At 71.5% G+C, this 14,568-nt stretch carries 11 protein-coding genes; 6 read left to right on the forward strand and 5 right to left on the reverse strand.

Annotated features, from left to right (window positions below; genetic code table 11):
* Window positions 1-34 precede the first annotated feature (34 nt).
* Entirely contained in the window at window positions 35-1,168 is a 1,134-nt protein-coding gene (gene chvE, locus QPJ90_RS09490) for a multiple monosaccharide ABC transporter substrate-binding protein (protein ID WP_290131001.1), read from the reverse strand.
* Window positions 1,169-1,348: 180 nt separating this feature from the next.
* Here chvE and QPJ90_RS09495 point away from each other — a divergent pair, with 180 nt between their 5' ends.
* Window positions 1,349-2,389 (forward strand): substrate-binding domain-containing protein, encoded by a 1,041-nt coding sequence (locus QPJ90_RS09495; protein WP_290131002.1) that lies wholly within the window; start codon window positions 1,349-1,351, stop codon window positions 2,387-2,389.
* Window positions 2,390-2,528: 139 nt separating this feature from the next.
* Here QPJ90_RS09495 and QPJ90_RS09500 read toward each other — a convergent pair whose 3' ends face one another.
* Genes QPJ90_RS09500 through QPJ90_RS09515 form a run of 4 tightly spaced genes read right to left on the reverse strand, consistent with a single transcriptional unit; the run spans window position 2,529 to window position 7,846 of the window.
* A complete protein-coding gene (locus QPJ90_RS09500) occupies window positions 2,529-3,479 on the reverse strand; it encodes a carbohydrate ABC transporter permease (protein ID WP_290131003.1) in 951 nt (316 codons plus the stop codon).
* A gap of 3 nt (window positions 3,480-3,482) precedes the next feature.
* A complete protein-coding gene (locus QPJ90_RS09505; RefSeq protein WP_290131004.1) occupies window positions 3,483-4,454 on the reverse strand; it encodes a sugar ABC transporter permease in 972 nt (323 codons plus the stop codon).
* A gap of 37 nt (window positions 4,455-4,491) precedes the next feature.
* Complete coding sequence (locus tag QPJ90_RS09510) at window positions 4,492-5,799, reverse strand: sugar ABC transporter substrate-binding protein (protein WP_290131005.1); 1,308 nt, start codon at window positions 5,797-5,799, stop codon at window positions 4,492-4,494.
* A 4-nt stretch (window positions 5,800-5,803) separates the two neighbouring features.
* Window positions 5,804-7,846, reverse strand: coding sequence for a beta-L-arabinofuranosidase domain-containing protein (locus QPJ90_RS09515; RefSeq protein WP_290131006.1), 2,043 nt, complete (start codon window positions 7,844-7,846; stop codon window positions 5,804-5,806).
* Window positions 7,847-8,033: 187 nt separating this feature from the next.
* On the opposite strand from QPJ90_RS09515, the gene QPJ90_RS09520 reads away from it, so the two are divergent.
* The 5 genes from QPJ90_RS09520 (at window position 8,034) to QPJ90_RS09540 (ending at window position 14,559) form a co-directional block, all read left to right on the forward strand.
* Complete coding sequence (locus QPJ90_RS09520) at window positions 8,034-9,032, forward strand: LacI family DNA-binding transcriptional regulator (protein WP_290131007.1); 999 nt, start codon at window positions 8,034-8,036, stop codon at window positions 9,030-9,032.
* Window positions 9,033-9,253: 221 nt separating this feature from the next.
* Window positions 9,254-11,059, forward strand: a complete 1,806-nt coding sequence (locus QPJ90_RS09525; RefSeq protein ID WP_290131008.1) for an FGGY-family carbohydrate kinase — start codon at window positions 9,254-9,256, stop codon at window positions 11,057-11,059.
* On the forward strand, window positions 11,056-11,766 hold the full coding sequence (locus QPJ90_RS09530; protein ID WP_290131009.1) for an L-ribulose-5-phosphate 4-epimerase: 711 nt from the start codon (window positions 11,056-11,058) through the stop codon (window positions 11,764-11,766). Before QPJ90_RS09525 ends, QPJ90_RS09530 begins: the two co-directional genes overlap by 4 nt.
* On the forward strand, window positions 11,763-13,289 hold the full coding sequence (araA, locus tag QPJ90_RS09535; protein ID WP_290131010.1) for an L-arabinose isomerase: 1,527 nt from the start codon (window positions 11,763-11,765) through the stop codon (window positions 13,287-13,289). The genes QPJ90_RS09530 and araA overlap by 4 nt, the downstream gene beginning before the upstream one ends.
* 10 nt (window positions 13,290-13,299) lie before the next feature.
* Entirely contained in the window at window positions 13,300-14,559 is a 1,260-nt protein-coding gene (locus QPJ90_RS09540; protein ID WP_290131011.1) for a D-arabinono-1,4-lactone oxidase, read from the forward strand.
* Window positions 14,560-14,568: the final 9 nt, after the last annotated feature.

Raw genomic sequence — 14,568 nt, forward strand, 5'->3', positions numbered from 1 at the left:
GACCCGCGCCTCCCGTCCGTCAGGTGGGAACCTCCTACTTGAGGTCGGCCTCGGTGTAGTAACCGCTGTCGACCAGGACGGACTTGTAGTTGTCCTTCGTGACCACGGTCGGCTGGAAGAGGTAGGTCGGGACGACCTTGACCTTGTTGTCGTAGCTCTTGGTGTCGTTCACCTCGGGCTTCTTGCCGGAGAGCAGGTCCTCGGCCATGGTGACCGACTGCTTCGCGAGCTTGCGCGTGTCCTTGTAGATCGTCGAGTACTGCTGACCGGCGATGATCGACTTGACGGATGCCGCCTCGGCGTCCTGGCCGGTGATGATCGGCAGCGGGCGGTCACCCGAGCCGTAGCCGGCACCCTGGAGCGCCGAGATGATGCCGATCGACATGCCGTCGTAGGGCGAGAGCACGCCGTTCAGCGTGGTGCCGCCGGAGTACGACTTCGCGATGAGGTTCTGCATGCGGGCCTTGGCGGTCGCCGGGTCCCACTGCTGCGTCGCGGCCTGGGACAGCTGGTCCTGGCCGGACTGGATCTTCAGCGTGCCGTCCTCGAGGTACGGCTTGAGGGTGTCCATCGCGCCGTTGAAGAAGAACCCGGCGTTGTTGTCGTCGAGCGAGCCGGCGAAGACCTCGATGTTGAACGGGCCCTTCTTGTCGGTCTTCTTGCCGTCCGAGTCGAGGACGCCGAGACCCGTGAGGAGCGAGGTGGCCTGGTCGACGCCCACCTTGTAGTTGTCGAACGACACGTAGTAGTCGACGTTCTTGTTGCCGGTGAGCAGGCGGTCGTACGAGATGACCTTGATGCCGGCCTTCGCGGCGGCGTCGAGCTGGTCGGACAGTGCGCCACCGTCGATCGACGCGATGATCAGGACCTTCGCGCCCTTGGTGATCATGTTGCTGACCTGCTGGGCCTGCTGCTGGACCTTGTTGTCGCCGTACTCGAGGTCGACCTTGTAGCCTGCCTTCTCGAGGTCGCTCTTGACGGCGTCGCCGTCCTTGATCCACCGCTCGGAGACCTTGGTCGGCATCGCGACGCCGACGAGGGCGCCCTTGTTGTCGCCGCTTCCGCCGTCACCACTGCCCGTGGCGCCACGGCCCCCTGCGGAGCACGCGGCCAGGCTGACTGCCAGTCCGACGGCGACGATCCCCGCTGCGATCTTGCGCTTCATCATCGAAGTACCTCTTGTTCCTCTCACGTCGTCCTCGACGCGCTGGGTTCGGGCTGCTGTGCCCCTTGGGTGCTGCTCAAAGTGAGCGCTCACATCATGTGGGTTGTTTCACGGGGTGTCAACTCGTCGTGATCGTTTCGCGACCTTTCGTCGTGGCCCCGTTCCGGGGGTACGGTTTCCCACGTGACGACCACGACGGCCCACGAGGGCAAGCGCCGCAAGGCGCCGACGATCTTCGACGTCGCCGAGCGTGCCGGGGTCTCGCACCAGACCGTCTCCCGTGTCATCAACGGCGATCCCACCGTCCGCGAGCAGTTCCGCGACCAGGTGGTCGCCGCCGTCGCCGAGCTCGGGTACCGTCCGCGGGCCGCCGCACGAGCGCTCGCCGGAGGGCGCAGCCGCGCGCTCGGGCTCGTCAGCACGGGCGACGCCCTGTACGGGCCGTCGAGCACCGCGATCGGCTTCGAACGTGCCGCCCGCACCGCCGGCTACCACGTGCTCCTGTCGACCCTGCCCGAGGACCCGGTACCCGCCGACCTCTCCGGCGCGCTCGCCTCGTTGCTCGCGCAGGACGTCGCCGCGGTCGTGCTCGTCGCCGCCGACAACCGTGTGCTCGACGCCCTGGCCTCGCTGACCGTCCCCGTGTCGGTGCCCGTCGTGGTGGCGAACGCCGTGCAGCGCGACGCCGAACGGACCGGAGCGGCACCGAACGTCGCCGCCGTGGCGATCGACCAGGCCGCGGGCGCCACCCTCGCGATGGAGCACCTCTTCGCGGCGGGACACCGTCGGATCGTGCACATAGCCGGGCCCTCGGTCTCGCAGGAGTCCGAGGTGCGCCGGGCGACCTACGAGCGGATCATGACCGACCGGGGGCTCGAGCCGATCGTGCTCGAGGGCGACTGGACCCCCGCGAGCGGCTTCCGTGCGGCGCAGTCGATCGACGTGCACACCGTCGATGCCGTCTTCGCCGGGAACGACCAGATGGCGCTCGGCGTGCTGCACGCCTTCGCCGAGGAGGGTCTCCGCGTCCCCGACGACATCGCGGTGATCGGCTTCGACGACATCCCGGAGGCCGCCCACTTCACGCCGCCGCTCACGTCGGTGCGGCAGGACTTCATGGCGATGGGGGAGCGGGTGCTCGCCTCGGTGCGGCGGCTCGTCGAGGGTCAGTCCCACGACGACCGGCTCATCGCCCCCGAGCTGGTGGTGCGGCGGAGCGCGTAGCGCGCAGCCCGCGACGGAGCCGTCGGCGCTGCCGCGACGGAGCCGTCGGCGCTGCCGCGACGGAGCCGTCGGCGCACGCAACGGCGGACGGGAGGCGTGGGCCCGACCCGGCCCGCGCCTCCCGTCCGCCGTCGGCTGGTCAGCCCTTCAGCGCACCCGACGACAGTCCGGCGACGTAGAACCGCTGCAGGCCCACGTACAGCGCGATGCAGGGGATCATCGCCACGACCGACCCGGCGACGAGGTTCCCGTACGACACCTGCCCGTACGCCCCGGTCTGCAGGTTGAGCAGCGCGACCGGGAGCGTGTAGAGCGAGTCCTTCGTCAGGAAGGTCAGCGCTCCGAGGAACTCCGTCCACGACGCCAGGAATGCGTAGAGCGCAGCGGTGGCAGCCCCGGGGAGGAGCAGCGGACGCAGGACCGACACGACGACCCGGAAGCGCGAGGCGCCGTCGACGAACGCCGAGTCCTCGAGCTCGGTCGGGATCGACTCGAACGCGTTCCGCATGACGAACACCCCGAACGGCAGGTTCACCGTCGTGTAGAAGAGCACGAGGCCGAGCAGCGAGTTCGTGAGCTTCATGGCGTTCATCTCGAGGTACAGCGGCGTGAGGATCGCCTGGAACGGCACCATCATCGTGAGCAGCACCAGTCCGAACACGAGGCCCGCGCCACGGAACCGGAAGCGGGCGAACCCGTACCCGGCCATCGTGGCGAGCACCGCGGTGAGCACAGCGGTCGAGATCGACACCACGAGCGAGTTGATCACGCCGGAGAGCAGGCGTGCGGACGGACTGAAGACGGCTTGGAAGTTCTGCCAGGTGAGGTGGAAGAACGTCGCCGGGTCCGGTGCCTGCGTGATCACCGACTCCGGCTGGAACGCCCGCAGGATCGCCCAGATCAGCGGGACGCCGAACACGAGGGCCGAGCCGACGCCGGCGATGACGTACAGGGTCCGCTTGACGGCCGTGTCGCGCGGGTGCCGGACGCTGCCCTGGTGGTGCCGACGCCGGTGTCCGTCGCCGGTCGTGACCGCGCGGGTGGAGAGGTCGGCCGCGGCGATGGTCGACGGGGTGGTCGTGGTGCTCATGGCTCAGTCCTTCTCGCGGAGTGCCCAGAACTGGAACACGGTGACGGCGGCGATGACGACGACGAGGGCGATCGACTCCGCGGTCGCCGCGCCGAGCTGCAGGTTCACGAACCCGCGGTTGTAGATCGCGTTCACGATCGTGGTGGTCTCGGTGCCCGGTCCGCCCTGGGTGAGGATGTAGAACTGGTTGAACGCGAGCAGGGACCCGATCACCGAGATGATGACGCTGAGCGCGACCGTCGACCGGATCATCGGCAACGTGATGAGCCGTTCGGTCTGCCACCACGACGCGCCCTCGAGCTGCGCCGACTCGTACACCTCGTCCGGCACGCCCTGCATCGCCGACATGAGCAGCACCATGGTCAGCCCGGAGACGGCCCACACCACGAGGACGCAGATCAGCAGCGTCGCGAGCGGGCCGTTGACGAGCCACGCCGTGCTGCCGTCGGTGATCCCGAGCCAGCGGAGCACCATGTTCACCGCGCCCGAGTTCGGTTGTGCCTCGAGGACGAGGGTGAAGCTCAGGGTCGTGAGCCCGACGACGTACGGCAGGAAGAACACCGTCCGGAGGAACGTGCTGCCTCGGCGCCGGGCGCGGACGACCACCGCGAGGAAGTAGCCGAGCGCGAGGATCGGCACCGTCACGATCGCCGTGTACAGCAGCGTGTAGCCGATCGCGTGCACGAACGTCGGGTCCTGGAAGAGCGTGAGGTAGTTCTGCAGCCCGATGAACCGGTACGGGCCGATCAGGGGCCAGTTCGTGAGCGAGATGTACAGCGCGAAGAGGAGCGGTGCGAGGACGAACACCGCGACGAACGCGATCGCCGGGGTGACCAGCAACGCTCCGGTGCGGGGTGGGTGGGTGAGCGAGTTCCGGGTTGCCGGACGGCGGCCGCCCACGGTGGAGCGCCCGGCTCCCGAGCGGCGGGACCGGGATGCGGAGCCCGACGTGCGCTTGGCGGGGATGGTCGACATGCGTGCACCTCTCTGTGCGACGGGATGACGGTGCGGGTCAGGCCTGGACCTGGTCGAGGATCCGCTCGTACTCGGGCTGTGCAGCCCGCATGGCCGGGCCGACCCCGGCGCCGAAGACGGCCTCGCGGAACATCGCGAAGTACGGCGACGAGGGCTGGTTGACGAGCAGGTTGTAGGCGAGCGTCCGCGGCGCGTAGCCCTTGTCGATCGCGTCGAGCGGACCCGAGGCGAGCGGGTACCGCTTCCGGTACGCCGGTGTGGCTGCGTCCGAGCGCGTCGGGAAGTAGCCGCCGTCCGGGAGCGCCTGCTGCGGACCGAGCCCGTTCGCGTACCGCATGAACGCCCAGCCGCCCGAGGGGTTCGCCGCTCCGTTCGGGATGCACATGTTGTCGCCGCCGTCGAAGAACGACCGCTTGCCGTCCCACGACGGGATGAGCACCGTCCGCATCTTCGCCCGCATCGACTTCGTGGCAGCGGGGACGGTCGCGCCGTACGAGGTCGGGAAGATGCCGACCTTGCCGGCGCGGAAATCGGCCCCCCACGTCGTGCCGGCGTCCGAGAACGCGGCCTTCGACAGCACGCCGTCCTTCCACAGCTCCCGGTAGAACTCGAGCATCCGCTCGAGGGCGTCGTTGCCGGTGATGTTCGGCTTCTGGGACCCGACCTCACCCGACATCATGTCGACGCCGGTCGCCCAGACGTGCGGCTGCGTGACGAAGCCGATGATGCCGGCCGAGTTGCCCGCGATCGACCACCCGTAGACGTCGTCCGCGACCTTCCGGAGCGCCTTCGCCGCGGCCAGGAGCGAGTCGAGGTCCTTCGTGGAGTCGTCGACGTCGAGCCCGGCACGCTCGAACAGCTCGGTGTTGACGAACAGTTGCGAGTTGTCGGCGAGGTACGGCAGGCCGTAGTACCGGTCGCGGTACTCGAGCAGCCGGAGGTGCCCCGGAGACAGCTCGGAGAAGTAGTCGAGGCCCTTCACGACGTCGGTCAGGTCCGCGAAGGCCTCGCGGAAGATGAACAGCTGCGAGTTGATGTCGTCGAGGTCCACCACGTCCGGCGGCTCGCCTCCGCGGATCGCGGTCGCGAGCTTCGTGACGTACTGCCCGTCGGGCACCGGCGTCAGCTCGACCTGCAGCTCCGGGTTCGCCTTGTTGAAGCCGGCCACGGTCGCGGTGAGCCCGGCCTGGGTCGCCGCGCGGCACCACACCTGCACGGTGCCGGTGGCGCCCTTCCCGAAGCTCGCCACCTGCGCGTCGACCTTCGGCAGGGTGCCGGAGCACCCCGCGAGGGCGAGCGTGGCGGCTCCGGCGAGGCCACCCACGAGGAACGCTCTGCGGTCCATCAGATCACCGCGCGATCGGCAGCCAGACGCGCATCGGCGCGGCTCCGCGGTTCGCCCAGGCGTAGTAGGGGACCGCGGTCGCGGTCACGGCGTGCGCCGTGTCGGTGCTCGCTGTGTCGGTGCTCGCTGTGTCGGTGCTCGCCGTGTCGGCCGGGAGGCGCGGCTCGCCCCCGGCGCCACCGGTCGAGCCGCCGACGCTGGTCGCGTCGAGAGCCGGTGTCGCGCCTCCCGTCCTGGTCGCGTCGATCCGGCGGTACGGCCACGCTGCCTGCTCGTGCGACGAGGGCGCGGAGCCGGGCACGCGCAGCGTGACGACGCCGTCGAGGAGGTCGTCGCGCCGCTCCTCGGTGATCGGTGCGGACGGGTCGACCGTCAGGTCGTCGACGGTGAAGCCCTCCTGGTCGGCCTGCTCGACCGCGTAGACGAGCGGACCGCGCTCGATCGCGACCTGCCCGCGCGAGGCGTCGATGCGGGAGTCGGCGACGTACCGGTGCGGCGTCGTGTCGAAGACGAGCTCCACCGTGTCACCGGCCGTCCACGTGCGGTCGAGGACGTGCAGGGTGCCCGGCTCCGGCGACGCCTCGCCGTCCGGTCCGGTCACGGTCGTGGTGTCCGACCACGCGGGGATGCGCAGCCCGAGGGCGAGCGGACCGTCCGCGGTCACGGTGACGACCACCCGGCCGTCGTGCGGGTACCCGGTCTCGACGCGGACCGGCCCGAGGTCGGCGGTGGCGTACTGGTGCACCTGGAGACCGCCGTCGGTGGCCGTCGCGAGGTAGCCGTCGAGGCTCGCGAACGTGCGCATGATGTTCGGCGGGCAGCAGGCGCAGTCGAACCAGCCGCGGCGGCCGTGCGCGGGGGAGCGGTTCTCGTCCTGGTGCGCGTGGTCCCGCTGCTGCAGCGGGTTCACGTAGAAGTACTCCGTGCCGGCGAGGCTCACCCCCGCGAGGAACGCGTTGTACAGCAGACGCTCGATCGCGTCCGCGTAGACGGGCTCCCCGGTCGCGAGGAGCAGCCGCCACGCCCACTGGACCCCGCCGATCGCGGCGCAGGTCTCGGCGTAGCCGCGGTCGGTCGGCAGCTCGTACGGGTCACCGAAGGCCTCGTAGTCCCACCGTGCGCCGAGGCCGCCCGTGATGAACGCCTTCGTGGCCATCATGTCGGCGAACTGGCGCTCGCTCGCGGCGAGGAGCTCGGTGTCACCGGTCTCGATCGCCACGTCGACCGCTCCGGCCGCCAGGTACACGGCACGGACCGCGTGCCCCTCGACGGTCGTCGCCTCGCGTGCCGGGACCCGGTCGGAGAAGTACGTCGGCTCGCCGCCCGCGCGCTCGATGATGCCGTGCCCCCGCGCATCGACGAACCAGTGCGCGAGGTCGAGGTAGGCGCGGGTGCCGGTCTCGCGGTAGAGCTCGACGAGCCCCATCTCCACGACGGGGTGCCCGTCGATGTCGACGGTCCGACCCGGTCCGTCACCGAACGTGGCGACCAGGTGGTCGGCGTTCTTCGTCGCGACGTCGAGCAGACCGGTGTCGCCGGTCGCGCGGTGCTGCGCCACCGCTGCCTGGTACAGGTGGCCGGCGCAGTACAGCTCGTGGCTCCACTTGAGGTCGACGTACCGCTCGCCCTTCCCGCGGACCTGCTGCACCGAGTCGAGGTACCCGTCGTCGGCCTGGGCGCGGGCGTAGAGGTCCGTGACCTCGCGCTGGAGCGCCAGGAGGTCCTCGGCGGGGGCGCGCCCGTACTCCCACGCGACCGCCTCGAGCCACTTCGTCACGTCGGAGTCCATGAAGATCGGTCCGACAGCCTCGCCCTCCTCGTCACCCGCGGCGATGCGCAGGTTCCGGAAGTTCCCGGCGGCCTCGAGCTGGTGGTACCCGCTGCGGATCGCGTCCCGCCCGTTGCGGTCCTGCCGGAGCGCCCAGAACCCGCCTGTGATCCGCGCCGCCCCGGCGGGGAGCGGCCGGAAGGTCAGGTGCGCACCGTCGGTCGGGAGGACCGGGGTCGCGGTGTGCGCGCGGCTGTCGGTCGCGAGCGTGGTGGTCATGTCGCCTCCTTGCGAATGCCGGTGCCGTTCCGGTCACGGGATCGATGGCCTCGGGGTCGAGGTGCCAACGTTGCCGGAAAACGGTTTCTGGCGCTGACCGTACGTCACGCTCCGGCGCTGCGCAACCCCGGACTGCCGGGAATTGCGTATGATCGCGCTACCCGAGCCGATCCGGAAAGGAGTTGCCGTGACGATCGACCGAGTCGCTCCGCCCGTCCGGATCAGCGACGTCGCGGCGCTCGCCGGGGTGTCCATCGGTACGGCGTCCAAGGCGCTCAACGACACCGGACAGCTCCGTGAGTCGACGCGGCAGCGGGTCAAGCAGGCGGCGGAGAAGCTCGGCTTCGTCGGTGACGCGCGTGCACGGGCGCTGTCCTCCGGACGCACGTACACGGTCGGCATGATCACCACCGACTCGTTCGGACGCTTCACCATCCCGGTCCTGCTCGGCGCCGAGGACGCGCTCTCCGCCGGTCAGATGGCCGTGCTCCTCTGCGACACCCGCGACGACCACGTCCGCGAGGCGCACTACCTCCGGTCGCTCGCCGCGCGCGGTGTCGACGGTGTGATCGTCACCGGTCGGTCGGCGGACGCGCGCCCGCCGATCGACGTCCCGGTGCCGGTCGTGTACGCGTTCACGCCGTCGACCGACCCCGCTGACGTGTCGGTCACCCTCGACGACGCCGCCGGTGCCGCGATGGTCGCCGACCACGTGCTGAGCCTGGGGCGGCGGCGTGTCGCGATCGTCACCGGCCCGGAGCGGCACGCGTCGGCGGTGCGACGTGTCGAGGGTGCTGCACGCGTCCTCGGCGAGCACCTGGTCGGTCCGCCGTCGTACGGGGAGTGGTCGGAGCGGTGGGGTCGGCAGGCGGTCGACCTGCTGGCCCGGACCGCTCCGGACGTGGATGCGATCGTCGCCGGGAGCGACCAGATCGCACGCGGCGTGTGCGACCGGCTGCGCGAGACGGGGCGGTCCGTCCCGGGTGACGTCGCCGTCGCGGGGTTCGACGACTGGGACGTGATGGCCCTGGCGTCCCGTCCGCCGCTCACCACGGTCGACCTCCGGCTCGAGGAGCTCGGACGGGTGGCGGGGCGGACGCTGCTCGAGCTGATCGACGGCGGGACGGCGACCTCGGCGACCGTGACGCCGTCGCTCGTGGTGCGCGAGAGCACCGTCGGCGCGTAGCCGCGAGGTCGTGACGCCCGGCTCGGCTCCGGCGAGGGGTCACCTCGTGTCGGTCTCGGCGCGGTCGAGCGACACATCGTGACCGTCGGGCGCCGCGCGTGCGGGGTGTCGCGACCGCTCGAGGAAGCGGGGCGGCCCCGGGGCGTGCCGCGTTGCGCGAGTGAGCGCTCACGTGCCAGGATGTGAGCGCTCACGCAGGACGACGACGTCTGGAGGACGACATGGGTGACGACGCCGCTCGGCAGGTCGTGGACGGCCGGACCACCCTCGGCATCGAACTCGGCTCGACGCGCATCAAGGCCGTCCTGGTCGACGAGGACCTCCGCCCCGTCGCGAGCGGCTCCCACGAGTGGGAGAACGAGTACGTCGACGGCCGGTGGACCTACTCGCTCGACGCCGTCGAGACCGGGCTCCGGGCCGCGTACGCCGACCTGGTGGACGACGTCGAGCGGCAGTACGGCGTCCGCCCGACCACCTTCCGCGCCGCCGGTGTCTCCGCGATGATGCACGGCTACCTCGCGTTCGACGCGGACGGCGAGCTGCTCGTGCCCTTCCGGACGTGGCGCAACACCTCCACCGGCCCGGCCGCCGAGCGACTGAGCGCCGCCCTCGACTTCAACGTCCCGCAGCGCTGGTCCATCGCCCACCTGGCCCAGGCCGTCCTCGACGACGAGCCGCACATCGCGCAGATCGCCGGGATCACGACGCTCGCCGGGTACGTCCACCGTCGCCTCACCGGCCGGGACGTCCTCGGCGTCGGCGACGCGAGCGGCCTGTTCCCGATCGACTCCGCGCCCGTCGAGAGCGCCCCGGGCGACCCCGGCCACCGGGACTACGACGCCGGCATGCTCGCGACCACGCAGGACCTGCTCGGCGAGCGGGTGCCGGACCTCCGTGCGCTGCTGCCCGAGGTGCTCGTCGCCGGCGAGGAGGCGGGGGCGCTCACCGCCGAGGGCGCCGCGTGGCTCGACCCGACCGGCACGCTCGAGCCCGGCGTGGCGTTCTGCCCGCCGGAGGGCGACGCGGGCACGGGCATGGTCGCGACGAACGCCGTCGCACCTCGGACCGGCAACGTCAGCGTCGGTACGAGCATCTTCGCGATGGTCGTCCTCGAACGCCCGCTGAGCACCCCGCACGAGGAACTCGACGTGGTCACCACGCCGTCCGGCGACGCCGTGGCGATGGTGCACTGCAACAACGGGGCGAGCGAGATCGCCGCGTGGGCGCGGGTGTTCGCGCGGTTCGCGGCGGCGACGAGCGCACGAACGGGCGGTCCGGCCGTCGACGTCGACGACGTCTACGCGGTCCTGCTCGGCGAAGCAACGGGCGAGGACGCCGACCCGGACGCCGGCGGCCTGCTGTCCTTCAACTACCTCGCCGGTGAGCCCGTGACCGGCGTCGAGGACGGCCGACCACTGCTCCTCCGCACGCCCGGTTCCCGCTTCTCCCTCGGCAACCTCGTCCGCTCCGAGGTGCACGGCGCCTTCGCCACCCTCGCGATCGGCATGGAGGTCCTGCACGGCGAGCACGTCGCCGTCGACCGGATGACCGCGCACGGCGGCCTGTTCCGGACGCCCGGTGCGCCGCAGCGCCTGCTCGCCGCCGCCCTCCGCGTGCCCGTCGCCCTCGAGGAGACCGCGGGCGAGGGCGGGGCCTGGGGGATCGCGGTCCTCGCGGCGTACCTCGAGCACACCGACCGGCCGCTGGCGGACTTCCTCGCCGACACCGTGTTCCGCGGCGACGCCGTCCAGGTCGCCGAGCCCGACCAGCGCGACGTCGACGGCTTCCGGGACTACCTCGACCGGTACCGCGCCGCCCTGCCCGTCCAGGACGTGGCGGCAGCGGCCACGCGCACCAGCGCACCGACCGACCCCGGCGAGCCGGCCGACGGTGCCGAGCCGCGCCTCTCCCCACCGGCACGGCCGGATCCCCGCTGGCGCGGTGACCCGGAACCGGCGGCAGGGGCCCAGGCCGACCCGAGCGACCACGCGGACGACGCACGCACCGAGAAGGAGCCGACACGATGACGGACCCGACCACCGACGAGACGAAGGCGGCCGTCGCCGCCGCGCGCGAACGCGTCGCCACCCTGCACGGCGAGCTCGTCCGCTACGGCCTGGTGATCTGGACCGGCGGCAACGTGTCCGAGCGCGTCCCGGGCACCGACCTGTTCGTGATCAAGCCGAGCGGGGTGTCGAGCGACGAGCTCCGCCCCGAGAACCAGGTCGTCTGCACCCTCGACGGCGTGCCGGCGGACGGGTGGGGCAACGCGCACGGCCCGTCCTCCGACACCGCGGCGCACGCCTACGTGTACCGGAACATGCCCGAGGTGGGCGGGGTCGTGCACACCCACTCGACGTACGCGACCGCGTGGGCCGCGCGCGCCGAGGAGATCCCGTGCGTCATCACGGCGATGGCGGACGAGTTCGGCGGTCCGATCCCGGTCGGCCCGTTCGCGATCATCGGCGACGACTCGATCGGGCACGGCATCGTCGACACCCTCAGCGGACACCGGAGCCGTGCCGTGCTCATGCAGAACCACGGCGTGTTCACGATCGGGCGCGACGCGAAGGACGCCGTGAAGGCCGCGGTGATGTGCGAGGACGTCGCGCGGACCGTGCACATCGCGAAGCAGGGCGGCGAGGTCGTCCCCATCGCCCAGGACAACATCGATCGACTCTTCGATCGCTACCAGAACGTCTACGGACAGAACCCCGAAGGAGCGCTCTCATGACGCACGTCGTCGACCCCGCCGAAACGCTGGCGGGCTACGAGGTCTGGTTCCTCACCGGCTCCCAGGGGCTCTACGGCGAGGAGACCCTCCGTCAGGTCGAGCGGCAGAGCAAGGCCGTGCACGAGACCCTGGCGCCGCACGTGCCGGTGAGGCTGGTGTGGAAGCCGGTCCTCAAGGACGCCGACGGCATCCGCCGCGCCCTCATCGAGGCCAGCGCCGACGGCAAGGTCATCGGCGTGACCACCTGGATGCACACGTTCAGCCCCGCGAAGATGTGGATCGGCGGGCTGCAGGCGCTCACGAAGCCGCTGCTGCACCTCCACACGCAGGCGAACGTCGCGCTCCCGTGGGGCGACATCGACTTCGACTTCATGAACCTCAACCAGGCCGCGCACGGCGACCGCGAGTTCGGCTACGCCCTCGCCCGTCTCGGTGTCCGGCACGCCACCGCGGTCGGGCACGTGTCCGACGAGCGGGTGCAGATCCGCGTCGCGAACTGGACCCGCGCTGCTGCCGGTGCGGCTGCGGTCCGCGAACTCAAGCTGACCCGCTTCGGCGACAACATGCGCTACGTCGCCGTGACCGAGGGCGACAAGACCGAGGCGGAGATCGAGCTCGGCGTGCAGGTGAACACCTGGGCGGTGAACGAGCTGGCCGCCGCGGTGGACGCAGCAGCAGCGGACACCGCCGCGGTGGACGCGTTGGTCGCGGAGTACGACGAGCAGTACGACGTCGTGGACGACCTGCGCGACGGCGGTGCACGCCGCGCCGCGCTCCGCGACGGCGCCGCCATCGAGCTCGGGCTCCGTGCCCTCCTCGAGCAGAACGGCTCCGCCGCGTTCACCACGAACTTCGAGGACCTCGGCACGCTCAAGCAGCTCCCCGGCCTCGCGGTGCAGCGGCTCATGGCCGACGGCTACGGCTTCGGCGCCGAGGGCGACTGGAAGACGGCGGTCCTCGTCCGCGCGATGAACGTCGCCGGCGCGGGACTCCCCGGTGGCGCTTCCCTCATGGAGGACTACACGTACGACCTCACCCCGGGTGCCGAGAAGATCCTCGGAGCGCACATGCTCGAGGTGTCGCCGACCCTCACCACCACGAAGCCGACCCTCGAGATCCACCCGCTCGGCATCGGCGGCAAGGACGACCCGGTGCGCCTGGTCTTCACCGCCGACGCCGGCGAGGCCGTCGTCGTGGCGCTCTCCGACACCCGGGATGGCTTCCGCCTCACCGCGAACGTCGTGGACGTCGTTCCGCCGACCGAGGCACTGCCGAACCTGCCCGTGGGCCGTGCCGTCTGGGAGCCGCGCCCGTCGTTCCCGGTCGCCGCGGAGGCCTGGCTCACCGCGGGCGCCGCCCACCACACCGTCATGACGACCGCCGTCGGCCTGCAGGTCGTCGAGGACGTCGCGACGATGGTCGGCACCGAGTTCCTCGTCATCGACGAGCACACCACGTCGCGCGGCTTCCGCGACGAGCTCCGGCTCCAGCAGACCTGGCACCGACTCGACCGGGGGTTCTAGGCTCGTGACCGTGACCGCGACGACGCGTACGAACTGGGCAGGGAACGTCACCTACGGGGCGTCCGAACTCCTCTCGCCGACCTCGGTCGACGAGGTCCGTCGCGTCGTCGCGGCGACACCGCGCCTCACGGCGCTCGGGTCCAAGCACTCCTTCAACCGGATCGCCGACACCGACGGTGCGCAGCTGACGCTCGCCGGGCTCCCGCCCGTGCTCGACGTCGACAGCGACCGCCGGGTCGTCCGTGTCGCGGCCGGCACGACGCACGCGCAGGTCGCGGCCGGCCTGGAGGCCCGTGGCTGGGCACTCGCGAACCTCGCGTCCCTGCCGCACATCTCCACGGCAGGGGCGGTCGCCACCGGCACGCACGGCTCCGGCGTCCGCAACCCGTCGCTCGCGCAGGCGGTGGTCGGCCTCGAGGTCGTCCGGTCCGACGGTTCGCTGGAGCGCGTCGATGCGTCGAGCCCGGACGGCGCCCTCGATGCCCACCGGGTGGCACTCGGCGCGCTCGGTGTCGTCACCGCCGTCGAGCTCGCGATCGAGCCCTCGTTCCAGGTCGCGACGACCGTGTTCCTCGACCTGCCGTGGGACGCCGTGACCGAACACTTCGACGCCGTGGTGTCCGACGCCTACTCGGTGTCGCTCTTCACGTCGTTCGACGACCGCGGCGCCCGCCAGGTGTGGGTGAAGCACCGCGTCGACGAGCCCGCGCCGACGGTCGACCTCGTCGCCCTCGGTGCCCGGGCCGCCACCGGGCCGGTGCACCCCGGCGAGAACGACCCGGCCGGCGTCACCGAGCAGGGCGGCGTGCCGGGGCCGTGGTCCGAACGGCTGCCGCACTTCCGGTCGGCGTTCACCCCCTCGACCGGGGCGGAGATCCAGTCGGAGTACCTGATCCCAGCCTCGCACGCCGTGTCCGCACTGCAGGCGCTGCGCCCGTTGCAGGACGTGCTCGCACCGATCCTCATCGCCGCCGAGGTGCGCACGATCGCGCCCGACACCGCCTGGCTCGCCCCGTCGTCCGAGCGGCAGTCGGTCGGCATCCACTTCACCTTCCGCCGTGAGCCGGAGGCGGTCGAGGCCGCGGTGCACCGGATCGAGGAGGCCCTGGCCCCGTTCGACCCGCGGCCGCACTGGGGCAAGGTCTCGGTCGCGAGTGCCGAGCGACTGCACGAGGCGTACCCGCGGCTCGGGGACTTCGCGGCGCTCGCGCGGGACCTCGACCCGATCGGACGCTTCCGGAACGCCTTCCTCGCGCGCATCCTGAGCTGAGGCCGGCGG

The organism is Curtobacterium sp. 458 (assembly GCF_030406605.1).
Taxonomy (GTDB): Bacteria; Actinomycetota; Actinomycetes; order Actinomycetales; family Microbacteriaceae; genus Curtobacterium.